Origin of the sequence: Paenibacillus sp. IHBB 3054 (assembly GCF_051594305.1) — a bacterium.
GTDB lineage: Bacteria > Bacillota > Bacilli > Paenibacillales > Paenibacillaceae > Paenibacillus_AQ.
This window is the reverse complement of record NZ_JBOFBG010000019.1, coordinates 34,966-60,558: the sequence shown is the minus strand read 5'-3', so window position 1 is coordinate 60,558 and position 25,593 is coordinate 34,966. Positions and strand designations below refer to the sequence as shown.

Annotated in this window: 25 protein-coding genes, 2 tRNA genes and 1 CRISPR repeat array; of the genes, 19 read left to right on the top strand and 8 right to left on the bottom strand. The window is 49.8% G+C overall.

Going from position 1 to position 25,593, the window contains the following annotated elements; all coding sequences use genetic code 11:
• Positions 1-341 precede the first annotated feature (341 nt).
• A complete protein-coding gene (locus ACQ76X_RS20250; protein WP_438495632.1) occupies positions 342-1,070 on the top strand; it encodes an HIT domain-containing protein in 729 nt (242 codons plus the stop codon).
• Between the two features lie 100 nt (positions 1,071-1,170).
• Here ACQ76X_RS20250 and ACQ76X_RS20245 read toward each other — a convergent pair whose 3' ends face one another.
• Positions 1,171-2,223, bottom strand: a complete 1,053-nt coding sequence (locus tag ACQ76X_RS20245) for a sensor histidine kinase (protein ID WP_438495631.1) — start codon at positions 2,221-2,223, stop codon at positions 1,171-1,173.
• Positions 2,220-2,948, bottom strand: a complete 729-nt coding sequence (locus tag ACQ76X_RS20240) for a response regulator transcription factor (RefSeq protein ID WP_340894390.1) — start codon at positions 2,946-2,948, stop codon at positions 2,220-2,222. The genes ACQ76X_RS20245 and ACQ76X_RS20240 overlap by 4 nt, the downstream gene beginning before the upstream one ends.
• A gap of 164 nt (positions 2,949-3,112) precedes the next feature.
• Here ACQ76X_RS20240 and ACQ76X_RS20235 point away from each other — a divergent pair, with 164 nt between their 5' ends.
• The 3 genes from ACQ76X_RS20235 to ACQ76X_RS20225 all read left to right on the top strand — a co-directional run bounded on the left by ACQ76X_RS20235 (position 3,113) and on the right by ACQ76X_RS20225 (position 7,719).
• Positions 3,113-5,011, top strand: a complete 1,899-nt coding sequence (locus tag ACQ76X_RS20235) for a serine hydrolase (RefSeq protein WP_438495630.1) — start codon at positions 3,113-3,115, stop codon at positions 5,009-5,011.
• Positions 5,012-5,131: 120 nt separating this feature from the next.
• Positions 5,132-7,237, top strand: a complete 2,106-nt coding sequence (locus tag ACQ76X_RS20230) for a molybdopterin-containing oxidoreductase family protein (RefSeq protein WP_438495629.1) — start codon at positions 5,132-5,134, stop codon at positions 7,235-7,237.
• 227 nt (positions 7,238-7,464) lie between these two features.
• Positions 7,465-7,719, top strand: a complete 255-nt coding sequence (locus ACQ76X_RS20225; protein ID WP_341090392.1) for a hypothetical protein — start codon at positions 7,465-7,467, stop codon at positions 7,717-7,719.
• A 167-nt stretch (positions 7,720-7,886) separates the two neighbouring features.
• On the opposite strand, the gene ACQ76X_RS20220 is transcribed toward ACQ76X_RS20225, so the two are convergent.
• Positions 7,887-8,165: a hypothetical protein gene (locus ACQ76X_RS20220; RefSeq protein ID WP_038586987.1), complete on the bottom strand. Its 279-nt coding sequence runs from the start codon at positions 8,163-8,165 to the stop codon at positions 7,887-7,889.
• A gap of 141 nt (positions 8,166-8,306) precedes the next feature.
• On the opposite strand from ACQ76X_RS20220, the gene ACQ76X_RS20215 reads away from it, so the two are divergent.
• Positions 8,307-8,480 carry a hypothetical protein gene (locus tag ACQ76X_RS20215; RefSeq protein WP_038598778.1) on the top strand — a complete coding sequence of 58 codons (174 nt, stop codon included), beginning with the start codon at positions 8,307-8,309 and terminating at the stop codon, positions 8,478-8,480.
• Positions 8,481-8,752: 272 nt separating this feature from the next.
• A CRISPR array of direct repeats spans positions 8,753-9,191; the repeat unit is 32 nt; unit sequence GTCGCTCCCCACGCGGGAGCGTGGATTGAAAC.
• 231 nt (positions 9,192-9,422) lie between these two features.
• Here the strand turns inward: ACQ76X_RS20215 and ACQ76X_RS20210 are convergent.
• Positions 9,423-10,016: a CGNR zinc finger domain-containing protein gene (locus ACQ76X_RS20210; RefSeq protein WP_438495628.1), complete on the bottom strand. Its 594-nt coding sequence runs from the start codon at positions 10,014-10,016 to the stop codon at positions 9,423-9,425.
• A 166-nt stretch (positions 10,017-10,182) separates the two neighbouring features.
• Here ACQ76X_RS20210 and ACQ76X_RS20205 point away from each other — a divergent pair, with 166 nt between their 5' ends.
• Both ACQ76X_RS20205 and ACQ76X_RS20200 read left to right on the top strand, forming a co-directional pair.
• Positions 10,183-10,674 carry a DinB family protein gene (locus tag ACQ76X_RS20205; RefSeq protein ID WP_340894381.1) on the top strand — a complete coding sequence of 164 codons (492 nt, stop codon included), beginning with the start codon at positions 10,183-10,185 and terminating at the stop codon, positions 10,672-10,674.
• Positions 10,675-10,817: 143 nt separating this feature from the next.
• Complete coding sequence (locus tag ACQ76X_RS20200) at positions 10,818-10,988, top strand: hypothetical protein (protein WP_342438723.1); 171 nt, start codon at positions 10,818-10,820, stop codon at positions 10,986-10,988.
• A 133-nt stretch (positions 10,989-11,121) separates the two neighbouring features.
• Here ACQ76X_RS20200 and cmpA read toward each other — a convergent pair whose 3' ends face one another.
• Together cmpA and ACQ76X_RS20190 are read right to left on the bottom strand one after the other, a co-directional pair.
• Complete coding sequence (gene cmpA / locus ACQ76X_RS20195; RefSeq protein WP_144024341.1) at positions 11,122-11,259, bottom strand: cortex morphogenetic protein CmpA; 138 nt, start codon at positions 11,257-11,259, stop codon at positions 11,122-11,124.
• Between the two features lie 77 nt (positions 11,260-11,336).
• The gene (locus ACQ76X_RS20190; RefSeq protein ID WP_038586996.1) at positions 11,337-11,696 is read right to left on the bottom strand and encodes a hypothetical protein; all 360 of its coding nucleotides are present in this window, start codon (positions 11,694-11,696) and stop codon (positions 11,337-11,339) included.
• Between the two features lie 119 nt (positions 11,697-11,815).
• Between ACQ76X_RS20190 and ACQ76X_RS20185 the strand changes: the two genes are divergently transcribed.
• Positions 11,816-12,301 (top strand): SprT family protein, encoded by a 486-nt coding sequence (locus ACQ76X_RS20185; RefSeq protein WP_341119837.1) that lies wholly within the window; start codon positions 11,816-11,818, stop codon positions 12,299-12,301.
• Here the strand turns inward: ACQ76X_RS20185 and ACQ76X_RS20180 are convergent.
• Both ACQ76X_RS20180 and ACQ76X_RS20175 read right to left on the bottom strand, forming a co-directional pair.
• Positions 12,294-12,932 carry a pentapeptide repeat-containing protein gene (locus ACQ76X_RS20180; protein WP_341090400.1) on the bottom strand — a complete coding sequence of 213 codons (639 nt, stop codon included), beginning with the start codon at positions 12,930-12,932 and terminating at the stop codon, positions 12,294-12,296. The genes ACQ76X_RS20185 and ACQ76X_RS20180 overlap by 8 nt on opposite strands.
• Before the next feature lie 538 nt (positions 12,933-13,470).
• The gene (locus ACQ76X_RS20175) at positions 13,471-13,899 is read right to left on the bottom strand and encodes an Lrp/AsnC family transcriptional regulator (RefSeq protein WP_438495627.1); all 429 of its coding nucleotides are present in this window, start codon (positions 13,897-13,899) and stop codon (positions 13,471-13,473) included.
• Positions 13,900-14,025: 126 nt separating this feature from the next.
• Between ACQ76X_RS20175 and ACQ76X_RS20170 the strand changes: the two genes are divergently transcribed.
• The 11 genes from ACQ76X_RS20170 to ACQ76X_RS20120 all read left to right on the top strand — a co-directional run bounded on the left by ACQ76X_RS20170 (position 14,026) and on the right by ACQ76X_RS20120 (position 25,444).
• A complete protein-coding gene (locus ACQ76X_RS20170; RefSeq protein WP_438495626.1) occupies positions 14,026-14,790 on the top strand; it encodes an MBL fold metallo-hydrolase in 765 nt (254 codons plus the stop codon).
• A gap of 301 nt (positions 14,791-15,091) precedes the next feature.
• Positions 15,092-17,866, top strand: a complete 2,775-nt coding sequence (locus ACQ76X_RS20165) for a family 78 glycoside hydrolase catalytic domain (protein ID WP_438495625.1) — start codon at positions 15,092-15,094, stop codon at positions 17,864-17,866.
• Between the two features lie 20 nt (positions 17,867-17,886).
• The gene (locus ACQ76X_RS20160) at positions 17,887-19,083 is read left to right on the top strand and encodes an MFS transporter (RefSeq protein ID WP_438495624.1); all 1,197 of its coding nucleotides are present in this window, start codon (positions 17,887-17,889) and stop codon (positions 19,081-19,083) included.
• A 69-nt stretch (positions 19,084-19,152) separates the two neighbouring features.
• Positions 19,153-20,160 carry an AraC family transcriptional regulator gene (locus ACQ76X_RS20155; RefSeq protein ID WP_438495623.1) on the top strand — a complete coding sequence of 336 codons (1,008 nt, stop codon included), beginning with the start codon at positions 19,153-19,155 and terminating at the stop codon, positions 20,158-20,160.
• A gap of 41 nt (positions 20,161-20,201) precedes the next feature.
• Positions 20,202-20,277 (top strand) — tRNA-Asn (locus ACQ76X_RS20150).
• A 7-nt stretch (positions 20,278-20,284) separates the two neighbouring features.
• Positions 20,285-20,373: transfer RNA gene (locus tag ACQ76X_RS20145), tRNA-Ser, on the top strand.
• Between the two features lie 452 nt (positions 20,374-20,825).
• Positions 20,826-21,731, top strand: coding sequence for a branched-chain amino acid ABC transporter permease (locus tag ACQ76X_RS20140; protein ID WP_438495693.1), 906 nt, complete (start codon positions 20,826-20,828; stop codon positions 21,729-21,731).
• Between the two features lie 18 nt (positions 21,732-21,749).
• The gene (locus ACQ76X_RS20135) at positions 21,750-22,712 is read left to right on the top strand and encodes a branched-chain amino acid ABC transporter permease (protein WP_438495692.1); all 963 of its coding nucleotides are present in this window, start codon (positions 21,750-21,752) and stop codon (positions 22,710-22,712) included.
• Complete coding sequence (locus ACQ76X_RS20130; protein ID WP_038587007.1) at positions 22,681-23,463, top strand: ABC transporter ATP-binding protein; 783 nt, start codon at positions 22,681-22,683, stop codon at positions 23,461-23,463. The genes ACQ76X_RS20135 and ACQ76X_RS20130 overlap by 32 nt, the downstream gene beginning before the upstream one ends.
• A 5-nt stretch (positions 23,464-23,468) precedes the next feature.
• Positions 23,469-24,170, top strand: a complete 702-nt coding sequence (locus ACQ76X_RS20125) for an ABC transporter ATP-binding protein (protein ID WP_038598786.1) — start codon at positions 23,469-23,471, stop codon at positions 24,168-24,170.
• A 74-nt stretch (positions 24,171-24,244) separates the two neighbouring features.
• Positions 24,245-25,444, top strand: a complete 1,200-nt coding sequence (locus ACQ76X_RS20120) for an ABC transporter substrate-binding protein (RefSeq protein WP_438495622.1) — start codon at positions 24,245-24,247, stop codon at positions 25,442-25,444.
• Positions 25,445-25,593: the final 149 nt, after the last annotated feature.

Sequence of the window (25,593 nt, the reverse complement as noted above, 5' to 3'; positions counted from 1 at the left end):
GCGAGTGAGTACGTCTCCCAGCGGGCAAAGTGCTGGATGGGCTAAAGCTAGAAGTTTGAAAGGCTGGGGTTGAAAGCATTCTATTGTAAAAAGTACAGCAGATGGCTGATTTTTGAGCTGGAAATGGCAATCTGCTGCACTTCCTGCAGTTGAATTTCTCAATTTGCCAATAATAAGGGGGTTTCGCTGATTTCTACTGCACAAACTGCAGCAGAACGCGAATCTCAGGTAATGGCAGGCATTTCTATTGTAGAGAATGCAGTAGATGATTGCATGATGCATGGTGGTGCGCAGGGATGTCACATGGGGGATGCAGTAACCTAGTAGAATGGAGAATCGGTATGGAATGCCTGGGATGCAGGATCGTTAACCGGCTGGAGCCGGAGGTGCAAATTGTTTATGAAGATCAGTATGTGGCCTGTGTGCTGGACATCGCTCCGTTTAATGACGGACATTTGCTGATTATGCCTAAGAAGCATTATCTGGATGTTGAAGAGATGGATGAAGCTACCTCAACGCACATTATGCGTGTCTCTGTCACCATGTCACAGCTGCTTAAGCGCGCCTTCCGGCCGGATGGAATTACAATCTGCCAGAACGGCGGAGTGTTTAATGACCTGGGACATTATCACATGCATGTGATCCCCCGGTATGAGGGAGACGGATTTGCCTGGTCCGAACCGAAGGAGGGCTTTCTGAGCGGAAGACCCTTAAGTGAGGTCAAGGAAAAGCTGGTTAGAGCATTGGAAGCACCAGAGTCGGTAAAAGCACCAGAGTCAGCAGCACTACCAGAGCTAGCAAAAGCACCAGAGTCAGCAGCACTACCAGAGTCAGCAAAAGCACCAGAGTCAGCAGCACTACCAGAGGCAGCAACAGCTCCAGAGTCGGCAACACTATCAGAGCCAGCGACAGTTCCAGAGTCGGCAACACTACCAGAGCCAGCAAAAGCACCAGAGTCATCAGCACTACCAGAGCCAGCAACAGCTCCAAAGTCGGCAACACTACCAGAGTCGGCATCAGCAACTGCATCAGAGTTGTTATCAGCGCCTGGGGAGCCTCCAAAAGAGTGAACACCGGCGTAGGCCGCAAGGATAATCTTATCCGCAGGCTGGCAGGAAGATGAAGCCGTGGGTTTTTCACCGATCCCCTGTCCTTGATCCGGGACCTTGTTTACCGGTACAGCACCAGCTCAAACGAAGTCCGGCCTGGGCGGTTGTCCAGGTTCAACTCACCGCCCTGCCGCACCATCATCTGCTTGGCAATCGACAGACCCAGTCCGCTGCCCCCGTCCCGTTTTCTGGAAGCGTCGCCCCGTACAAAAGGGTCGAAAATCACAGCCTTCAGTTCACCGGAAATGCCTACGCCATTGTCTATTACAGCTAGCCGCACGACATCCTCCGACTGCTCAAGCCGGAGCGTAACCTCTGTGCCGGGGGGATTGTAGCGCAGCGCATTCGATAAAAGATTGGCGATGGCCCGCCGCATCAGATTGGTGTCGTAAGATACCAGCACTTCACGGGACGGGATTTCAACATGCAGCATAAACTGCTTGTCCTCGAACTGCTGATAATAATCCGCCGCGGCTTCCCTCAGCAGCTCGGCGATATCGCCGGGCTTGACGGATACAGGAAAGTCGGGACTGTCCAGCTTCGACAAATGGAAAATATCGTCGATGAGCGAGGTGACAAGCTGGGATTTGTTATAGATAAGCTGCAAATACTGCTCTCTTTTCTCCTCATTGTCCGCCATTCCGAGCTGCAGTGCTTTGGCGTAGCCCTGAATAGTAGTAATCGGGGTCTTGAGGTCATGCGACAGATCGACAAGCATCCGCTGCTTGCTCAGCTGCAGCCTGCGGTTTTCGGCTTCTGTCCGCTGCAGCGACTCGGCCAGGTCATTGAAGTACATCTGCACCTGGGCGAATTCATCGCTATCGCCAGTTTGAATATCCAGCCGCTTATGAAATTTACGCAGCCGCATCTCCCGGATGGCTCCGGCAATCTGCTCCAGGGGTCTGGTGATCCGCCGGGCTGTCCAAACACTGTAGATTAAGACGTTTAGGCCAAATAATACAAGCAGGAGCAGCAGCCACTGCACGGAGACCGTAATGGTTTCCTGCTCGACATCAATAGCCATAATCAGAAAGGCTATGCCGACTACAGCCAGTGTACATGCGAACAAGATATAGGATTTGACCAGCCTGGACAAAAGCGTGTTTTTCTTCACCGGAATTCATCCTTCCTGGCGAATTTGTAGCCCAGTCCGCGGATGGTCCGGATATACACCGGCTGTCTGGCGTTGTCCTCGATCTTCTCTCTCAGCCGGGAGATATGTACCATAATGGTATTGGCATCTTCATAATAAGGATCAGACCAGGCCTGTTCGAACAGCTGTTTTTTGGTCCAAACCCGGCCCGGGGAATCCATGAAGGTGGTGAGCAGCTTGTATTCGATCGCCGTCAGCGGTATGTCTTGGCCCTCTTTGTACAGGACACAATCCAGGTGATCCAGTTCGAGCTGCCCGATGACTGTGCGTTCCTGCGGAGCCGGTGGCTCAGGGTCCTCCTGGCCGGTAGGTTCGTTAAATTCATAGGTCCGTCTCAGCATCGCCTGAATGCGGGCCATAACCTCCAGCGGATTGAAGGGCTTCGCAATGAAATCATCCGCACCCAGCTGCAGTCCCAGAATTTTATCACTGTCCTCATTTTTGGCGGAAATAATAATAACGGGAATTTTGTAATCCGTCCGGAGCAGCTTCAGCAGCTGAATACCGTCAAGTTCAGGCATCATAATATCAATTACTGCCAGATCAACCCGTTGCTCCCGTATAAAACTCCATGCCTCGATGCCATTCAGTGCCTCCAGCACCTTCAGATTCTCCCGCTCCAGAAACAGCCTCAGCAATTCCAGAATATCCGGGTCATCATCCGCCAGCAAAACAGTTCTGCTCATCTGCTGCTCCGCTCCTCTCAAGTTGTCCTATTTCATCAGTCTATCATTTTTTGATCCGTATTTTATGATCTTAAGATGAATTTAAGATTGAGGGAAGATTCAGGACAGAAACGGACGGTATGCTGAAAGCAGAACGAACCATTATAGTGCTGGAGGTTGCAAGAATGAAAAACAGATTACAGCGATTGCTCGCAGTGCCGCTTGTCTTCTTGGGGATGAACGTCTTCATGGGCCATGAAGCAGAAGCGGCTGCCACACCTGCCGTGCCTGCCGCTTTATCGGCGAGCCAGCTTGAACAGAGTATAGACCCTATTATGCAAGAGGAGCTTGAGAAGCGGCATGTTCCCGGATCGGCCGTAGTCGTGACTCAGGGAGACCGGATTATTTTCAGCAAAGGTTATGGTTATGCTGATGTTGAACAGAGCATTCCTGTAGATCCTGCGAAAACGATCATGCGATTAGGTTCGATTACCAAAACGGTAACAGCCGTCTCAGCTATGCAATTGGTAGAGCAAGGGAAACTGACGCTGCATGAGGATCTTAATTCTTTTTTGCACGCGTATCAATTGCCTTCCTTCGGAAAGCAGCCCATTACGCTGCATCACCTGCTGACCCATACTGCCGGGCTCGACGAGTCCATCTACAATATCCAGGGGCACTCCCGGGAGGACTCTCTTTCAGCAGAGCAATATCTGCGGCAATATTTCCGCCAGCAGCCTCCCGTGCGGGAGCCGGGACAGGAATACGAATACAGTAACGCGGGACTGGGATTGGTTGGCAACTTAATAGAGCAGACTGCTGGTACTGATCTAGAGTCCTATATGTTCCAGAATGTGTTTGGTCCCCTGAAGATGCCCAGCGCAAGCCTGACGGTTCCCGAGAGCAGCCCGGATATGGCAAAATCCTATGTGTATTCCAATAAAAAGTACAATGCTGTGTCTTCGACTTACCCCCACATCCTCGGGGCCGGAGCGCTGAGTGTGATTCCCGATGAATTCGCCCATTTTATGATCGCTTTACTTAACCAAGGGGTTTATCAAGGGACGGCATTGTTGAAGCCTGACAGCGTTGAAATGATGCAGCAGTCTCAATTTGCTGAGCACCCGAAGGTTGATGGTGTAGGATATGGCTTGTATCGGGGACATCTTGCAGATGGTAGCACTGTGCTGACGCATACCGGAGAGATCGAAGGATTCGCCGCCAAAATGGAGCTTATCCCTTCGCAGAAGCTTGGCATTCTAATCGTCAGCAATGGGGAAGAGGGTGCGATAACTTACGACAAGGTTACGGATGCGGTTGCCGGGCTCTTAACCAAAAAGCCGGAAGCTGTGACGCCATTGCCGATTTCCTTGGAGGATTTGCAGCAATACGAGCGGACCTATACCTTTGCTAAGGTTCCGCAGCATGGCTGGGGCAAATGGCTGTATTTCCTGGGCGGCAGAAATTACAAGGTTACAGCAGCCGAAGGAGAACTGGTTGTGAGCGGAGTATTCCCGGATGGGAGCGGAGAAACGGCGGAGAAGAGCTTCGTGCCGATTGCCGATGGATTGTTTCAGGAACAGGGGGGTGGGATGCAGCTGTTGATCGACAAGCAGCACAATTGGAAAATGACCATCATCCAGGAGACGACCTTCTCACCGGAGCCGGGCTTCTGGAAGCGTCCTTCCACCTTGCTCATCGTGTACATTGTCCCTGGATTACTGTTCCTTGCGCTGCTGGCAGTCACGCTGATCCGTTATGTCGTGCGATTATTTCGTAAGCCGCGCAGAACTGTATCGCTGCATATTACTGCAATCTCGCTGCTCATGTCCGTCTTTCTGCTGCTTCAGCTGACTTACAGCAATGGGGCCATTACCTTCGGCTACCCGGCGTGGTATGCGTGGGGTGTCTCTTCACTACCTCTGGTGGCTGTCCTGTTTGCCCTTCATTTGCTCTGGCGGAATGCCGGTCAGGCTGTTAAAGGAAAAGTCGTTGCCCTGACGCGCTGCTTCGTTGCGATTGCCTGCATCGGCTATACAGGATTTATGTACTATTGGAATATGTTATCGATCCATTTCTCGTAGTCCGGGAAAGCTCACTTTTCCAATGGGGATTTATTTAGGCACTCTGTTCATGCCCGTAGCCCTAGTGTATGATTAAGCTATGATCTTAACGTTTGCTATAAGCGATGGGAGAGAGCTGACATGAAGAACATACAGGACGGAGTCTTTCCCGCGGTATGCCCGCTCGATTGTCCGGATACCTGCGGGCTGCTGCTGCACAAAAAGGACGGAAAGCTCGTCAAGATAGAGGGCAACCCGGAGCATCCGGTGACCAAAGGAGCGATTTGCAACAAGGTGCGGCATGCAGGAGAATGGACGCAGCATCCGGACCGGCTGACACAGCCGCTGAAGCGGGTTGGCCCTAAAGGGGAGGGAGCTTTTGTGCCGATCAGCTGGGATGAGGCCATTGCCGAAATTGCCCGGAAGCTTCGCTCGGTGAGCGAAGAGTTCGGCTCCGAGAGCATCCTCCCTTATAACTTTTACGGCAATATGGGCTTCCTCAGTGTGGAGGGGATGAACCGCCGTTTCTTTAATGCGCTTGGCGCGAGCCGGTTGGAGCTGACCATATGTGCATCCGCCGGAAATGAAGGCTGGAAACATACGATGGGCTTCAAGGGCGGATTAAATCCGGAGGATACGGTGAACGCCGACCTGATTATTATCTGGGGGGCTAACATCGTCAGTACGAATATGCACCAGGTGGTGCTGGCAGAACAAGCGCGCAAGCGCGGGGCGAGGGTTATTGTTATTGATGTTCACCACAATCGCACGGCCCAGTGGGGCGACTGGTTTATCCAGCTCCATCCGGGAACGGACAGTGCGCTGGCGCTGGGGATTATGCACATCCTGTTCCGCGACAAGCTGGTGGATGAAGATTTTCTGGCCCGTTATACGTTGGGGCATGAGGAGCTGCGCCAGCAGGCGCAGCTGTATCCTCCGCAGACTGTCTCGGATATTACCGGCGTCCCTGTGGATGACCTGGAGCAGCTTGCACGGATGTACGGCGAAGCCAATGTGTCTTACATCCGGATCGGCAACGGCCTGCAGCATCATGACAACGGCGGGATGAACGTGCGCAGCATCAGCTGCCTGCCCGCCCTGACCGGCCAATGGCTGAAAAAAGGCGGCGGTGCGCTGAAGTACAACGGCGCCTATAATGCACTTAATGCCCGGGCGCTGGAACGGCCGAAGCTGCGCCCTAATCCGCGGGCGCGGAGCATCAACATGAACCGGCTGGCCCAGGCGCTGGAGATGACCGAGCAGCCGGTGAAGGCGTTGTTTGTATTCTGCAGCAATCCTGTGGTAGTGGCTCCGGAAGCGGACCGGGTGCGCGCCGGCATGCAGCGGGAGGATCTGTTCACCGTGGTGCATGAGCTGTTCATGACCGACACCGCGAAGTATGCCGATATCGTGCTGCCGTCAACAGCTTCGTTCGAGAATACCGATCTGTATGCCTCCTACTGGCATCACTATATGCAGCTCCAGGAGCCGGTTCTAGCGGCACCGGGAGAGTGCAAAAGCAACTTTGAGCTGTTTTCGCTGCTGGGCCGGGCGATGGGGTTTGACGAGGAGGCCTTCAGTCAAAGCGAGGACGAAATGATCCGCGAAGCGCTGGACAATCCGGCCAACCCGTACCTGAACGGTATCACGCTGGAGCGGCTGCAGGCCGAGCGCCATGTGAAGCTGGATCTGACGGCGCGGGAGAACTTTCTGGATAAGCTGCCCACGCCATCAGGCAAAATCGAGCTGTATTCTTCAACACTTAAGGCGGAGGGCCTCTCGCCCCTGCCTGTTTACGAACCGCTGAAGGAAGGATATGACGGTGTACGTCGTCCCCGTGCAGACGATCCGTACCCGCTGAACTTCATCTCGCCGCCGAACCATAATTTCCTGAACGGCACCTTTGCCAATGTGGAGAAACATCAGCGGATGGAGAAAGGGCCGATGCTGCAGATCCACCCGCTGGATGCCGAAGCCCGCTCCATCCGTGACGGTGACAGAGTGAAGGTCTATAATGGCCGGGGCGAAATCGTGCTGAAGGCCGTTGTGACCGACAAAATGCTGCCCGGCACCGCGATCAGCCAAGGCCTCTGGTGGGAAGGGGAAGACGGCCCGCAGCGGGTCAATGTTCTGACACCGGACCGGCTCAGCGACATGGGCCGCGGCGCCACCTTCTTCTCGACCACGATTCAGGTGGAGAAGCTGAAGCTAGAGGAGCAACCGGAGACAGTGGTTCAAGAGTCGTAATATTGCAAATAAATGAGCCGCCCTTGCAAGTGAAGGGCGGCTGTTTTGATTATTGACGCAATAGCTGATGTTTTTTGAGTATAGGAAAATCTGCGTTGCTGAGGTTGAGAAACCAATGTTAAAATTCCCATAAATAAACAAAGTTCAGGATGAATAAATATGATTGAACGGGAGGTTGAAGCGGAAAACAGGCAGAGCCGAAATGAACCTGAAGGGGATAGCTGAACATGATGATAGTTGGAACGATACTCGCGATTTTGGCTGCTGTGGTATTAACCATTTTTTTGGGTCCATACGGGATACTGGTATTGTTTGCAGTAGGGTTTGGTTTATTGCTCAGCATACACGTCAGAACGAAAGAAATTCATGACGACATGCAGAAAATCAAGGAGAAGCTTGGCCTTACAGCCGGCGATGAGTATGTCAGCGATCAGGAAATTGAGGCGGAGCTGGAGCAGGACAGAGTGAAGGAAGAGCATTAGGACGAGGGAATGGTAAGGATAAGGTAAGGATAAAGATAAGGGTTAGACAAAAAAACTGATGAAAACTAAGTGCTTTTATATGAATTATTAGGAGGAGTGTATCTCCCCATGCAGGATTGATATTATGTACTGTGGTATCTTGAAAAAGAAAATAACACTCTATAAAACTAGGTATCGGCTGAAAGTCGATTAAGACTAATGCCATCATGTAATCCTTGTTTGTACATTAATACTTCTGCAATCCCTTGAAGGAGGGTGGTGGCTGTATCATAATTTTGAAGAGTATCTTTACAATCTTCAGGCAACTTGGTTAGTAAATCTAAAAAAATCCGGTTGCAATCACCAATTAGGTGCTTATATTCATCGGACTGAGACAAAATTGACTTATCGATGTAGTCCATACGTATGGATAGAAATTGATTAAAAGCGTGCTCTATATCAGCCATGATTGTTCCTCCGACAAAAAAATGAAATGGAATGTATATATTTAATTATATAGTGACATCACTTAGGTGTCAATGTGAATGTATGAGTGCGAATTTCACAATGATACAATAATGACATCACTTTTAGGGAGTAATAAATATATGGCTACGGATAAAAGAGTGTTTACTTTACGGTTAAAGGATGAAAATTTCAGTAAAATCAAATATATCGCAGACCGAAACAAGCGGTCCATTGCTATGCAGATAGAGTATCTAATCGAACAACAAATAGAACAGTTCGAAAAAGAAAAAGGAATTATAGAAATTGAAGAATGAAGCGTCAGTTTTTTTGTATGTCTTCGTTTTGTACCCTCGTACAATCCATTTCCTGTCTTAGCATGGTCCTCTTCTTAAATCAATTCTTCTCTGATAGTCTGAAAAGTGCGAACCTGAAGCGCACATGGAATCTCTGGGAGATTCGCACCCTTGGTGTTAGAAGGTAATTCGTAAATTTTGCAGAATATACTTGTGATGTAGTATCTATATTTTGAGTGGTTCGCACTTTTAGCTGTTTGAACCCTTACGTAGTAAGGGTTTTCGGGTGAACTGTCGCTCCCCGTACGGGAGCGTGGATTGAAACTCCCCTTGGGCAGTTGTTTATTCATAACTCTGCTACTGTCGCTCCCCGTACGGGAGCGTGGATTGAAACAATGCGGCCCTGTTTAGCTTGATGGAACAGCTCTAGTCGCTCCCCGTGCGGGAGCGTGGATTGAAACGACCCTGTCGCAGTAATAAAGGTCTTTAATTAACGTCGCTCCCTGCGCGGGAGCGTGGATTGAAACCAGTCCTTATGAGCGGGCGATCCTCACGGTTAAGCCATGTCGCTCCCCACGCGGGAGCGTGGATTGAAACGCCGCAGGATCAGAACTGCCAAGTTTGCCAAGTGAGTCGCTCCCCACGCGGGAGCGTGGATTGAAACATAGACGTGACAGGCAGTCTCACATTATTTGGCAGTGTCGCTCCCCGTGCGGGAACGTTGATTGAAACACGTTTGGATGGAAGATAACCACGCGCGCATTATTCGCTCCCTACGGAGAGCGTAAATTGAAATCCAAATACTCCAACACGGTTTGCCCAAATAGCGCGTAGCCCCCTATACGCATGGTCATTTCAGCAAACTTTTTAGGTTGGATTTAACCTTGTTTATGTGTGCCATATAAGGCGGCTTATTGGCTTAAGTATGATTGGAGTGGATTCGATCTGGTGACCATCCTCCTATCATTTAACATGGTCCCCGGCATCCCCGGCGTCTTCTGCTTTTTTTCGTGCCCGGAAGCGGCGCACCTTCATCAGATTGCCGCAGAGCTTGTCGTCGCAGTAGCGCTTGGAGCGGTTGCGGGTATCGTCGTAGTAGACCCAGAGGCAGTCAGGATTGTCGCAGATGCGGAAACGGGAGGTTTCCTTCTCCAGCAGGGCAGCAGCAAAAGAAGTGGCAATCTCGGCCATAACCTGTTCCCAGTCGTTGCGTTGCGGCAGAAGAGAGAGCTCGGCCCGTCCGTCCGGCTTCCAGACTACTTGTCTAATCGCTGGCCCTTTGCCCATATACATATTCAGTTGCTCCAGCAGCTTGGCATCTGCGCTATTGCCTTGCACGAGCTTCTGCACTTCGCCCCACAACAGGCCGCGCAGCTGCTTCAATTGCTCCAGTTCATCAGGCTCCGGCGGCGATGTTACCTGCAATGATTGCTGCTCCAGCCACTTCTCCAGCCACTTCTCCAGCCATTCCTGATCCTCCAGCCTGTCCCGGTCCTTGCTGCGGTCGCCTGTCCGCCAATCCCGCCAATAGCTGTTAATGAAATCCTCCCACAGCACGGTTCATCCATCCTTCCGCAGCCTTCTCTTTCCTTTGATTGTAACAGTTAAAAATCATTTTTGCTAGTTACTTGAATCCTTCGCTTGAATATGCTAAATTTCTTGTGTAACGGTTATCGGAGCTTTGAGTGGTTACATTGCTCACAATACTTTGAGGAGGTAAAACATGCAGAATAAGATTAGCGATGTTTTGCTGCAAAACTGGGATTATGCCATGGATGTCGAGGATTGGGCGCCGCCGCTAAGTGATGCGCTGCAGGGTGTGGATAGCATTCAGGCCAGCTGGAAGCCGGGGGAAGCGGGCAACTCCATCTGGGAGACGGTCAACCATCTGACCTATTACAAGGAACGTTTGCTGAATAAGCTCAAAGGTCTGCCGCAGCTGCCGGATGCAGAGAGCAACGACGCCACGTTTACCGTAACAGCAAGCGGGGAAGAAGCGTGGGAACAGGCGGTTGCCAAGCTAAAGTCCATCCATGCTTCACTGCGGGAAGTGATTGAGGCGCTGGAGGAAGGCATCTACGACTGGGGCGGCTCGGGCCATGCTCCGGGTGAAGAAGTGATGAGCCTGATTCTGCATGATTCCTACCACACCGGACAGATTGTGCTGGTCCGCAAGCTGCAAGGCTCCTGGCCTTCCCACCGCAGTTTTAACTGATTTTTTTAACATACAATAATGAAGCCGCATCTCCGCTGACCGGGTATATCCTGGCTTTGTGGGGATGCGGCTATTTGTTTCAAGCAGGAAAAGGCGGGGTTAATGGATGCTATACCAGCCTTGAGAATCGAAAGGAGAGATTGATGATGGAACCGAACTATAAGGACAGAAGTGTTGAAGTAGAACGCACGGAGGTACACAAGAAATCGGATTCCAGCGTTGTCGCATCCACCTTTATTAAATACGCGGCGTATATTATTATCATATTCGGAATCCTGTTCTTCCTGGTGAGGTACGTTTTCCCGATGTTCTAAAATCATAGACGGATGAAGCAGCGTGCTTGCGGCAATGTAAGCGCCTGAGGATTTTCACAAACCAAAAGCCACGGCTACCCTGACGGTAATCGTGGCTTTTGATCTTCACACACACCTGAATTGCAATATAACTCTATACTTCTCTAGGTACAGAATCACGGGATTCGGCGGAATTGCGGTAAAAAAACCAGCATTCGTTCAGCAGCTTGATCTGACGGCGGTCCTTTTTGAAATAAGCCTTCATGAGCTGATGGCAGAGCCACTGTGGCAAGTGTACCCCTCCTCTGGCATGCTTCCTATGTACAGCATATGGGAAGGAGTGCCCAAAGGTGCGGCGAAGGCTACAATTTAATGAATACCTTCTTCTTCCTCTTCGTACCACTGTTCCAGCTGTGCCTGCAGCGCACGGATTTCCGTCAGCAGCGAGATCAGCGGATAATTATTCTCCTGAATAGAGGAAAAAGCGCTCTCCAGCCGGTTGATGTACGCAAGCCCCGACTCCAGCGTATACCCCTCGCGCAGCAGATCCAGCGAATCACATTCCGCGATGGCCAGCGGCAGGTTCGGCACATTGTCCGCCGTCAGCTTGTCGATCTCTTTATTGAGGCGGAGATTAAGCGCACTCAACTGGTACGCATATTCCTCCGGCATTTCCACAAACTGCAATTCCTGTTTCTGCTGCAAAATTACATACCGCATTTTCGGCATACGTCATTCTCCCTCCGGACTTGTCTTCCTTCTTGACAGTTTAGCCTATGGGCAAGTTACAATTCAAGTAGAGATCTTATTTCCTGTGGAGAGGACCTGTGAGAAACGCTATGACGACTATGAGTAACGAAGAGCTGCAGCTGTGGATCGAGCAGGTGTCGCTGGGCAGCTTTGGCGTGCCATTCCGGCACAAAGCAAGCTTTAACAACAGACTTACGACAACAGGCGGACGATATTTTACCAAAAGCCATAATATAGAGATTAACCCGCAGCAGCTGGCGATGTATGGACGTGATGAGACGGAGAAGATCATCAAGCATGAGCTCTGCCACTACCATCTGCATCTGGCGAAGCGGGGATATATGCACCGGGATGCCGATTTCAAAAGCCTGCTGGCCCAGGTCGGCGGAAGCCGTTACTGCGGAGCGCTGCCGGGAGCCAAGGCCCGCAAGCCGCAGCCTTACCGGTATAAGCTCGTGTGCACCGACTGTGCCATGGAATATCCGCGCAAGCGCAAGGCTGACCCGAAGCGCTACCGCTGCGGCAAATGTGCCGGCAAGCTGAAGCTGGTAGCACTTGAACTAGGGAATGGGCAGTCTACTTAATGACGAGGCCCAGCAGCCCGGCAAAAGAAGCCGCCTGATCTGCGGAAATAATACAGCCCGGCAGATCTTCAATATCCACATTCAGGCCGCTGAATTCGCAGTCGCTTAAGTCGATATCTCTTAATTTGGAGCCTGCCATTACCGCCTGATCGATTTTGCAGACTGAGAACGACATTTTATTGAAGCTGGATTGATAGAAGTCGGCGCTGTTCAATGAACTGTTCTCGAAGGCCGTTTGTTTGAAGTTTCCGAACCGGAAGCTGGCGAAGTCCCCTATGCAGTCCGTCACACGGACATTCTGGAATCTTGCTCTGGTAAAGTCGGTTCCGATCATTTTACACAGCTTGAACTCAGTCCGGTGAATGAAGGCTTCGCTGAAATCGACGTTGGACAGATCGCAGTTTTCAAAGATCACATCCGTTAGCTCGACAGCACGGAGTGTGGACTCGGTAATCGTGACATTTTTGAACAGTACTTTATCGAAGGATACCTTGGACGCTTCCTGATATTCAATGAAGGTATCGCTGATGGCGCAGAGGCTGAACTCCTCTTTGGACTCCAGGGAGAACACTTGCTGCACTGGCAGAGAGAGCGGGTCGGCGATTTTGGGCGGATCAATTTTATGATTCATGCTGGCCTCCAATAATGATAATGAGTGGTTCCGTCGCCGAAGCAGCGGGTGAATGAGTTAACTATCCTGCGCGGCAGGTATTTTGTCAATGCTCCGGTAGTCTGCTGGAGGCTAGCTTAGAACAGTGATAATAGCCCAAGCATAACGGGAACCTAAAGGCTTTCTACTGCAAAAGATACAGCAGATTTCTTACTTTTGGCCTGCAAATAGCAATCTATTGTATTTCGTGCAGCAGAATCCGTCACTTCTCCGGAAATCAGGGGCACTGGCCAAATTCTATTGCACAGAATACAGCAGAACGCCGATTCAGACGGCTGAGAGGCAAATCTATTGTATAGAATGCAGCAGGTAGAGGTAGGGGTAGAGGTAGAGACCTTTCACAGAGTCACTCTATTAATGTTCAGCGGAGGGCGGCTGGTATTTGCGAAAAATATGCAGCAATAAACAGCTGTTTGGCGTTATTGCCGATCAGCTGTTTTTGCTATTCACCTATTCTGTTGTTCACCTATTCTGCTATCCACCTGGTGATGACGACAGGTTATTTGAGCTGTTTCATACCCAGATTAATCCGATAATTGCCATACTCCAGCAGTTCGTCGAGAAAACCATTCAGCTCCGCCTGATCCCCGGTACGCACGCGCATCCAGTAGCAGCCTTCCCCGCTGACCCGGTGCAGTTCCACTACGCTGCTGTGGTTTAGGGCAAACTTTTGAAAGGGAGGATGGGCGGCGTTGGAGCTTAAGAACACGGTGATAAAGGCGTGGATGCTCTGTCCGATTTTGAGCGGGTTCCAGCGGACGGTATAACCTTCGATAATCTCCAATTCCCGCATTCTGCGGATTCGTGCGCCTACCGCCTGCCCCGTCATATGAACATATTCTCCGATGTCCTTGTGGCTGAGCGTGGAGTCTTCTATAAGATATTGAAGGATGCGGTAATCCGTATCGTCGATGAGGTAGGGGGTCATAAGTTAAATTCCTTTCCAGATGAAAATAGAACAGGCCAATCTCTTTCACGGCACAATGTATTCCGCACGCAGGTCCATTTATAATTAATTGTAGCAGAAGACAGCTGGAAAGAAGAGGTGTTTAGAATGAAAATTCAATTGATCCGCAATGCGGCCTTATGGCTGGAATACGGCGGTGTTACCTTCCTGATCGACCCGATGCTCAGCGAACAGGGAGCCAATCCGCCGATTGTGAATACGGAGAATGACCGCAGAAATCCGCTCGTTCCTTTGCCGGGGCCGGTTCAGCAGTGGCTTTCACCGGATGCTGTGCTGGTTACACATCTGCATCAGGATCACTGGGATGCGGCGGCGGTGTCACTTTTGCCGCATGAGATCCCGCTGTTATGCCAGGATGGGGATCAGGAGACAATCGCTGCCCAAGGGTTCGGCAATATCACCGTGGTACAAGACAACGCTGCATTAACGTTCCGGGGGGTGACCCTGACACGAACCGCAGGCCGGCATGGAACAGGAGAGATCGGAGAGCGGATGGGCAAGGTATCCGGTTTTATCTTTCAGGCTGAAGGTGAGCCTGTGCTGTATTTGGCCGGAGACACCATCTGGTGCGCGGAGGTCAAACAAGCCTTGGACGAGTATAGTCCGGAAGCGGTCATTGTCAATGCCGGAGGCGCGCAGTTCATAGCGGGAGGGCATATTACAATGAATGATCAGGATGTCGTTGATTTATGCCATTATGCCCCTGAAACATCCGTCATCGCCGTCCATATGGATGCCATTAATCATTGTCTGGTTACACGTGACTTGCTTAAAGCACGCTTGCAGCAGGAGGGGCTGCTGGACCGTGTTGCCCTTCCGCTGGATGGAGAATGGATTCAGAACGATGCCTAAGTGTAGCCCTTTGCTTTATATCATTTGCTATATATGAATCCATCCTGTCGCAGTCCGCGCAGCAACCGTTTCTCCGGTTGCTGCTTTTTGTTTCTGCCTCCCAAATGATTCGGACAAGGTCTGCTTCCCCTTGTCTACGTCCCTCCTCCGGTCACAACACTCCCTTCCGTTAACGGAAAGGAGTGCTGTGACACCTGTAAATCGAGCATATAACATGCATGGATATAACATTGTCAGGACTCCCAAGAAAGCGTTTTACTATATATAGAGAGAAATGAGTGAGCAGAAGGAGGAAATTGGGATGCTTGAAGTGAAAGCGCTACGATGCGAGTATTTGAATAATCCGATTGGACTGGGGTGTAGGCACCCGCGTTTCAGCTGGCAGATTGATTCCGGGGAAATATATATTACACAGGAGAGATTTCAAGTGCAGGTGGCTGTTGATCCGGAATTTGCAACATTGCTGTGGAACCACTACACCTATTCGGACCAATCAATTCTTTTTCCGTATGAAGGGCCGCCGCTTCAGTCAGGGCAAAGATATTATTACCGTGTTAAGGTATGGGTCCGGGGAGCGGGAGACACGTCATCCGAAGAATCTGGTTGGAGTGAAACCGGATTCTGGGAAATGGGGCTTTTGAGTGAAGAGGATTGGGCAGCGCAATGGATTACGGTAAAAGAGCGCAAGCAGAATGAGGAGTCTGGGACGCGTGCACCTTTCGCTTGTTCCAAGCGCTTTGATGTAGAGCGAAAAGTGGAAAAGGCAGTCATCTATGCGACGAGCCTTGGCCTGTATGAGCTGGAGTTAAACGGTGAACGAATTGGCGACGCTTACTTTACACCGGGGTGGACGGACTACAACGATCGCCTCCAGGTCCAGACCTATGAAGTGACCGGGGCCCTCAAAGAGCGGCAAGAGAACCGGATTAGGGCAACTGTAGGAGAAGGCTGGTATAGCGGTTATCTCGGATGGCACAAACGTAAAGATACTTACGGAAATACCAATGCCCTGCTGCTGCAGATGCGGATTGATTACGAAGATGGTGGCTCTGAGCTGGTATGCTCTGATAGCACATGGGAGGAAGATCAGTGCGCCATTCTGATGTCGGATATTTATAACGGTGAGATGTATGATGCCAGACTGGAGCAAGCAGTACTTGAAACTGAGCTCCCCGGAGAGCGCAGACGCATGCAAACACTCCCGTTCCCTAAAAAGCATCTGACTGCACAGGAGAATGAGCCTGTTCGTGTGATGAATAGACTGAAGCCTGTTGAGTTGCTTCGGACGCCCAAGGGGGAGCAGGTGCTTAACCTGGGTCAGAACATGGTCGGATGGCTGGAATTCAAAGTGCAGGCACCACAAGGGACGATTCTGACTCTGGTTCACGGTGAAGTACTTGATCAGCAGGGGGATTTCTACAGGGATAATATTCGCGATGCTGCGCAGAAGATAACTTATATTTGCAGCGGGAATGGTACCGAGACGTATCGTCCGCATTTTACCTTTCAGGGCTTTCAATATGTCAAATTGGAAGGATTCCCTGACTCTGTTGATGTTGATGATTTCACCGGTGTCGTTCTGCATTCGGGGATGGAATCCATAGGAACCTTCGAAACCTCTGATCCGAAGATCAATCAGTTGCAGCACAACATTGTGTGGGGGCAAAAAGGAAACTTCCTGGATGTTCCAACGGATTGCCCGCAGCGGGATGAACGGCTGGGTTGGACCGGGGATGCGCAGATTTTCGCAAGAACAGCGAGCTTTAATATGAATGTTGCCCCATTCTTCGGGAAGTGGCTGAAAGACTTGGCTTATAATCAGCTGGAGGATGGCGCGGTTCCTTTCGTGGTGCCGGATATTCTCAAAGGAACCTTTGCCGACAATATGTCCAAAACAACGGCAGCCTGGGGAGATGCGGCGGTAATCTGTCCGTGGACGATCTACCAATGTTATGGTGATAAACAAATTCTAGCGCAGCAGTATGAGAGTATGAAAGCCTGGGTCGATTATGTTCGTGGACAGGGGGAAGACGAATACCTCTGGGATACCGGATTGCAGCTTGCAGATTGGCTGGCTCTTGACAACGAAGAAGGCAGCTTTATGGGGGCAACAGACGGAACGCTGGTGGCGACAGCTTATTTTGCTTATTCAACAGGAATTATAGCGGAGACTGCCAAGTTGTTGAACCATTATACCGACTACAATACGTACAAAACCGTGCACGAAGGGATTAAGGCTGCTTTTGTTAACCGTTATTTTGATGACAACGGACAGCTAAGCTCCAACACGCAGACGGCCCAGGTTGTTGCCCTGTATTTCGGACTGGTACCCGATAAGTACAAGAAGCAGGTTGCCAAAGAACTCGTTCGCTTAATTGAGAAAAAAGGCATGCATTTGGATACCGGGTTCGTGGGAACTCCCTATCTGTGCCTGGTACTGTCAGACAATGGTTATACGGATGTGGCCTATACCTTGTTGTTCCAGAAGGATTACCCGTCATGGCTTTACCAGGTAGAGCAGGGAGCGACCACGATGTGGGAGCATTGGGACAGTATCAAGGCAGATGGATCGTTCTGGAGCACGGACATGAATTCATTTAATCACTATTCGTATGGTTCGGTCGGGGATTTCATGTACCGGAATATTGCCGGAATCGATCTGATTGAGCCTGGATATAAAAAATCGCGGATTGCTCCCAAACCCGCATTGGGGCTTACTTCAGCCAAAGGCAAACTGGAGACACCTTATGGCCTGCTTGCAGTCCGTTGGCAAATCGCTGATGACCAGCTGACATTGACGGTGCATGTTCCGCATAATACAACGGCAGAGGTTACACTGCCCGGTGTTGCCGAGCCGGATTCGCTGCAACAAGCCGTACTCGCACTTTATCCAACGATTCAGCATCCGCCCGTATATGTGCCTGCAGAGCTTGCGGGACAAATTGCGGCAGAAGAAAGAGCAACTATCCAGGTTAACGGAACAAATGAAATCACGTTTACTGTGGGATCAGGCGATTATTCTTTCACTTACAGCTATCAGCAGACAGCACTTGTCCCGGCGGTAACAACCAAATGATGACGAAGGATGAAGGTATAATGAATATGAAGAATAAAGCTTTATTCAAAGCGGCGCTGTTGTCGATTTCTTTGGTACTTACCTCAGCGAGTGCGGTCTCGGCTGTCATTCCCATGATGCTGCAGAGCATGCCGGATGTGGAAAATTCACTGATTGAGAGTGTTGTTACGATTCCTTCGTTTTCCATGATGCTGTTTGTACTGCTGAGCGGTCCGCTCTCTTCCCGGGTGGGCAAAAGAAATACGGTAATGTTAGGATTATTGCTGGTTGTCATAGGCGGAATTGTTCCGATGTTCGTCAATAATATTACCTATATTCTAATCTCACGCTTGGTGCTTGGCGCCGGACTCGGGATGTTCAATTCTCTGGCTGTCAGCTTGATCAGTGATTTTTTCGATGGGGATGAACGCGCGCAATTGGTCGGCTTTCAAAGCGCGGTTCAAGGTCTTGGCAGCACCGTAGCTACCTTTGTGGCCGGACAACTGGCTCTGATTGACTGGAAATTCGCATTTTTGTGCTACGCCATTGCAATTCCGATTGCATTGCTGTTTTTTGTGATCATTCCGGAGCCTCAGCAAGAAGAGCGTCTGGCAGAAAGCTCCAAGGGGCCGGTTCAAACCAAAGGGAAAATCTCCATGCCTGTACTAGGACTGGCGGGTGCGCTCTTTCTGTTTATGACATTTGTGATGATCATTTATACCAAAACAGGCATTGTGATTTCTGACAAGAATATAGCCAATGCTGACTTCCTGGGTACTGCGTTAACCTTGTTCTCGTTGGCGAGCATGATTGCAGGGTTCTTTTTCGGTAAAATATATAAAGGGTTAAAAGATTACGCACCCTTCTTCTCCAGCTTATTGACTGCAGCCGGTTTTCTGCTGCTTTGGTTTGCAGAGAATATGTTCACGGTAACTATTGCGATGCTCATTATCGGTTTCAGCTTTGCGCTGTTTATTCCTTATATCTTCACAGTGTTAACGAAGATTGTTCCTAAGGGCGGGGAAACGGTATCCATTTCAATTGCGATGGTAGGCTCAAACCTGGGGGCGTTCTCTTCGCCTTATGTAAACAAGTTCATCGGCACAATGTTCGGAAATTCAACGGCTGCATTCTCCTTCTTGGTCTCAGCGATCGTATTCATTGCAGCTTCACTCGTTTGCCTGGCAATCGCCATCAGGGGGAGAGGGAGAGCAGCTCAGGCCACACTGCAAAATTAGTGGAATAAGGCAGGCTCCCCGTCTCACCCGGCTTTTTCTTTAGTATTACATTCGAAGGAGGCAGAGCTCATGAACATGTGTGATTTGGATCGGCTGTTAAGGACAAAAACGGAAATTGAACTTTTACAGCAAGCCAGCAACGAGAATATCAACGATCTTTCGGAAGAAGTGGGAGATGAGCGGTATTTCGATCAAAAGCTGAAGATCTATCGTATGCCTGCCTCCTTTTTTTTTCGGGAGCACGATATTTATATTAGAAAGCACAACAGATTCGCACCGATGCGCGAGCATGTGCATGAATTTATTGAGCTGAATTATGTGTATTCCGGCGGATGCAGCCAGGTAATCGAAGGAAAAGAGATCCGGCTTAGCGAAGGGCAAGTATGTATTCTGGATAAGGATGTGCCGCACAGTATCGCCCCGTTGGATGAAGACGATATTCTTATTAATATTTTGCTGCAAAGGGAAACCATCTCCTCACTATTTCTGCAGCGGCTGTCCAAGAAAAAAAGCTTAATTGGGGAGTTTCTTGCCAACTCAGTTCTACAAAGCCAGCACCATAATCATTTCATTATCTTTCAGTCGCAACATAATGAGAACCTGCAATACATGATGCGCAGAATCCTTATCGAGTATTTTTCAGAAAATCAGGATGCCATGGAGTTAATTCCAGTTTATTTGCAGATCGTATTCGGTGAACTCGTCAGAGTGTTGGAAAGTGAGCATAATTTTGATGCTGCCCAAAAGGGAGACACGAACATCACTGCCATCCTCAGTTATATGGAAGAGAACTACGAGGACCTGAACCTCCTGAAGCTGTCTAATCAATTCAACTATAATATTACGTATCTGAGCAACAAACTAAAGAAGGAAACGGGTCTGACTTACACCCAACTGGTAGCAAAGCTGAAATTAAACGCAGCCTATTCACTGGTAGTCAATACGAATATGCCGATTGAGACGATATCCAAACAAGTCGGATATAAAAGCATGAGTTTCTTTTATAAAAAATTCAAATTGGAGTACGGAACCACACCTCAAAGCATTAGGAACCAGCAATTGAAACCGCTTGACTAGATCACGAAATCATGATAAATTATTCCTTGTTCATGTAATGTTCCCTGATAGCTCAGTTGGTAGAGCACTCGACTGTTAATCGAGTTGTCACAGGTTCGAGTCCTGTTCGGGGAGCCATTTACTTGGAGAGATACCCAAGTGGCTATAAGGGGACCCTCTGCTAAGGGGTTAGACTGCGTAAGCGGTGCGAGGGTTCGAATCCCTCTCTCTCCGTATTGATACTTTCAGACAGTAAGAGCTCCCGAGCAGGGCTCTTTTTTTGTGCTGTATACTCATGCTTTTCCAGCCGGACTACCAGTGCAACCCGTTACCTCTTTAATAAATTGAAGGATTGAAGCTGTAAAGAGACAAATGTTATATTATTTACAGAAAGATAAAGTATTGTAACAGAAAAGGAAATAAATACAAAAACAAATAACCTTTAAAATCCTCTCCCTTACTCCGTTTTTCATCGATTTTTGCAAATAATACATAAAAAACTCCATGTAACTCACTTCTATTGTTAATAAACCTAACATATAATTTCGAATTTTATATTAAAACCACTCATATATTAGTGTCGGAGAAATAACTGTATGTTAATATAAATGACATCTTGAGGGATTGAACAGAATGTAAGGCGTAGAAAGGGGGATTTTGATTATTATGGAGAGAAGGGGATGGCGATGGAGTATTTCATTCAGCAGTTAATTAACGGGATTTCCGTAGGCAGTATTTACGCTCTAATCGCCCTTGGTTACACCATGGTGTACGGAATTATTAAGCTGATCAATTTTGCGCATGGGGATGTGTTTATGGTCGGTTCGTTTATCGGACTGTACAGCGCAAAATATTTGGCGAACGCAGGGCTCCCTCCTGTGCTTGTGTTGATCTTGTCGCTTATGATTTCGATGACCATCAGCGCACTGCTGGGCATCACGATTGAACGCTTCGCCTACAAGCCGCTGCGTAAATCGACCCGGATAGCCGCACTTATTACGGCCATTGGCGTATCGTTCCTGCTGGAATACACCGGAGTGCTTATTCTCGGGCCTCAGGCGAAAGGCTTCCCGGACATAATGGACAAGAAACAGTACCAGTTGTTCGGCACATCCATTCAAGTGGAATCCAATCAAGTCATGATTCTTCTAACAACCATAATTCTAATGATTCTCTTGCAATATATCGTACGTTACACCAAAACCGGTAAAGCGATGCGGGCGGTATCGTTCGATGTGGAGGCGGCCCGTTTGATGGGGATCAACGTAGACCGCACCATCTCGGCAACTTTTGCTATCGGTTCGGCGCTGGCCGCTGCTGCCGGAGTGATTTTCGGTATGACTTACAACTCCGTCGATCCGCTGATGGGCGTTATGCCGGGACTTAAAGCTTTTGTAGCCGCAGTGCTTGGAGGCATTGGAAGTATTCCCGGGGCGCTTGTTGGCGGATTGCTGCTGGGAACGGTAGAGACGGAGATTTCTTCGCTCGGATTTTCCTCCTGGCGTGATGGAGTAGCTTTTACAGTATTGATCCTGATCCTTATCTTTAAACCATCCGGGCTGTTCGGCAAGAATGTCCGGGAGAAAGTGTAGGAGGGAACCGGCGTGAAGATGACAAGTAAAAAGTTCTGGATGGGCATTATTGTTGCCATGGCGTTTTATGGAGTCGTTCAAGTTCTTCTAACAACGGAAATATTCAGTGATGTCACAAGGTCGATGCTTCTCTTGATCGGTGTCAACATCATGCTGGCGGTATCGCTTAACCTCATTACCGGGATTACCGGACAATTCTCCATCGGTCATGCAGGTTTTATGTCTGTAGGTGCGTACACTTCGGCGATTCTGACACTGGATTATAACGTTCCATTCGTTCCGGCGATTATTGCCGGCGGTTTGCTCGCTGCCGTGTTTGGGGTCCTGATCGGAATGCCTACACTCCGGCTGAAGGGTGACTATCTGGCCATCGCCACACTGGGGTTCGGCGAGATTATCCGGATCATCATGCTGAACACGGAATTCGTCGGCGGCGCATCCGGGCTCAGCGGCATCCCAGCCAAAACGACCTGGACCCTGCTATTTCTCTTTACCTTAATTACAGTGGTTGTGATCAATAACTTTATAAGATCCACACATGGCCGGGCCTGCCTTGCCATCCGCGAGAATGAAATCGCCGCAGAGGCGATGGGGATTAACATGACGCGCTATAAGATTATTGCTTTTACAATCGGTGCATTGTTCGCCGGTATAGCGGGTGGATTGTCTGCGCATACGTTCTACGTGATTACTCCGGGCAGCTTTAACTTTCTGAAATCGTTCGAGATTATCGTTATGGTTGTTCTCGGGGGACTCGGCAGTACAGCCGGCTCCATTGTGGGTGCTGTCTTCGTTACCTTGCTCTACACCTATCTGCGTGAATTCCCGGAATGGCGGATGATTATTTATTCGATCGTTCTGATCCTGATGATGATATTCCGTCCAAGCGGGCTGCTGGGTACAACGAAATTTTCATTCGGCAAGCTTGGCAAAAAGGAGGTGAAGGCAGATGACAGCATCACAGGCAGCAGTGCTTCTTGATGTTAAAGAGGCCAGCCGTTCCTTTGGAGGGCTTAAGGCGCTCAGCGAAGTTTCTCTTCACATTAACAAAGGTGAACTGATCGGTCTGATTGGGCCAAATGGTGCTGGCAAAACGACGCTTTTCAACCTGTTAACCGGCGTATACCCGCCCTCTACAGGCAGCATTCTTCTTAACAATGAGTCCATTGGCGGGATGAAGCCCTACAAGATCAACCATAAGGGCGCTGCGCGCACCTTCCAGAATATCCGGCTGTTTACGGCCATGACAGTATTGGAGAATGTCAAAATCGCCTTTCACCAGCATGCCAGACATTCCTTGTTCACCTCCATGCTGCGGCTGCCGAAGCATTTCAAGGGAGAGGACGAAATTACACGGAAGGCGATGGATATTCTCAAAATATTCAATCTAGCGGACCAGAGTGAAGAGGTTGCCAGCAATCTCAGCTATGGTAACCAGCGGCGTCTGGAAATTGCACGGGCGCTGGCGGCCGGGCCGAAGCTGCTGCTGCTGGATGAACCGGCGGCGGGCATGAACCCGAACGAGACGCGGGACTTAATGAATCTGATCGCCTGGATCCGCGAGGAATTTGACCTCACCATTCTGTTGATCGAGCATGACATGTCGCTTGTTATGGGCGTCTGCAACCGGATTTACGTTTTGGATCGCGGGATACTAATTGCTGATGGAACTCCGGCGGAGATTCGGAATAATCCCAAGGTTATCGAAGCGTATTTGGGACAGGAGGCGTAATGGCAATGCTTAAAGTGCAGGGGATCAATGTTTATTATGGAGCCATTCACGCTCTGAAGGACCTTAGCATCCATGTCGAGCAAGGGGAAATTGTAACGCTGATCGGAGCCAATGGTGCAGGCAAGTCGACGCTCCTGAAGACTCTGTCAGGTCTGCTTAAACCCAAAACAGGTAGCATTGAATTTCTGGATAAATCAATAACCAGCCAGAGTGTTCAGGCGATCGTCAAACAGGGCTTGATCCATTGTCCTGAAGGACGCCGCGTGTTCGCCAATATGTCTGTTGAAGAGAACCTTGAGCTTGGCGCTTACCTGCAGGAATCCGGAAGTCTGGCGGCTGATTTCGAGAAGGTGTACGACATCTTTCCGAGGCTTCGGGAACGCAAGAAGCAGCAGGCAGGTACTTTGTCCGGTGGCGAACAGCAGATGCTTGCCATGGGGCGGGCCATTATGGGGCATCCCCAGCTGCTGCTGCTGGATGAGCCGTCTATGGGACTTGCACCGCTGCTGGTACAGGATATTTTCAAGATTATTAAAGATGTGAACGAAGCTGGAACTACTGTGCTGCTGGTGGAGCAAAATGCGCATCAGGCGCTCAAAATCGCCCACCGCGCCTACGTGCTGGAAACGGGCAGAGTTGTTCTTGAGGGGGATGCCAAGGAGTTGGCGGATTCCGAAGAAATCAAAATGGCCTATCTCGGGCACTAAGAGGTTAGCCTCACTAAGGGCATCATAGAAACAACATATATACAATTCTATTATCCGGGAGGCTGGGAGAAACTATGAAGAAAATTGGGGCCATTATTTTGTCAACAGTACTGATTGCAGTATTGGCATCGGGCTGCGGCAACGACAACACAGAGAACAGCGGAAACTCTGCAAGCGGCGGTAATTCTGGCGGGGACACTATCAAAATCGGCGCGAACCTTGAGCTCACGGGCGGCCAGGCCTCTTTCGGCGATTCCGTATCCAAAGGCGCGAAGCTGGCGGTACAGCAGATCAATGACGCAGGCGGCATACTCGGCAAGAAACTGGAATTAATCGTAGCCGATAACGCCTCGAAATCCGAGGAAGCCACGCAAGCAGCGCAAAAACTGATTACCAATGATAAGGTTGTTACCATCATCGGTGCTTCGACCTCGACCAACACGCTGGGGATCGTCCCGGTGGCTACGGAGAAGAAAATACCGCTGGTCTCTGTAGGTGCCACCAACCCTAAAGTGACGGTGGATGAGCGCAGTGGCAAAGTGAACGAATGGGTGTTCCGCACTGCCTTTATCGATCCTTTCCAAGGAGAAGTTATGGCTAACTTTGCTGTAGATTCGCTGAAAGCCAAAACAGCTGTAATTTACACAGACACGTCGAGTGACTATTCCAAAGGTCTGCAAAAGTTCTTTGAAGAAACCTTTAAGGAAAAAGGCGGAGAGGTGCTGAGCCAGGAATCCTATCAGCAAAAAGACTCCGACTTCAAAGCCGTGCTGACACGGATCAAAGAGCAAAACCCGGATGTAATCTATCTGCCGGGTTACTATGAAGAAGTCGGCAAAATCGTAAAGCAAGCCCGCGAGATGGGCATTACAGTTCCCTTCCTCGGCGGCGACGGCTGGGATTCTCCGCAACTCGCTGAAATCGCCGGCAAAGCGGCTCTGGACAATACTTATATGTCCAACCACTACTCACCGGAAGATACCGCTACTGAAGTTACATCCTTCGTTGATGCCTACAAAGCTGCCAACGGGGGCGCAGTACCGGACGGGATGGCCGCTCTTGGTTATGATTCCCTGAAGCTGGTTGCTGACGCCATTACCCGTGCAGGTGAGGCCGATCCTGCCAAGATTAAAGATGCTTTGGCAGCGACCAAAGATCTGCAGCTGGCTACCGGTAAAATCACGCTCAACGAAACACATGACCCTGTTAAAGCAGCTGTCGTTCTGAAATTCGTTGACGGCACACAAACTTTCGAAACAAAGGTAAATCCGTAAGAGGTTCAAATGCATACAATAACGGGTAGGAACGATTAAGAACCGCAATCAAATTTGTTTATCATCGGGGTGTCCAGTACGCCCCGAATCACCTTAGCTGTGAAGAGAAGGGCTCAACATTGGGCCTTTCTTTTCGCATAACATTAAGG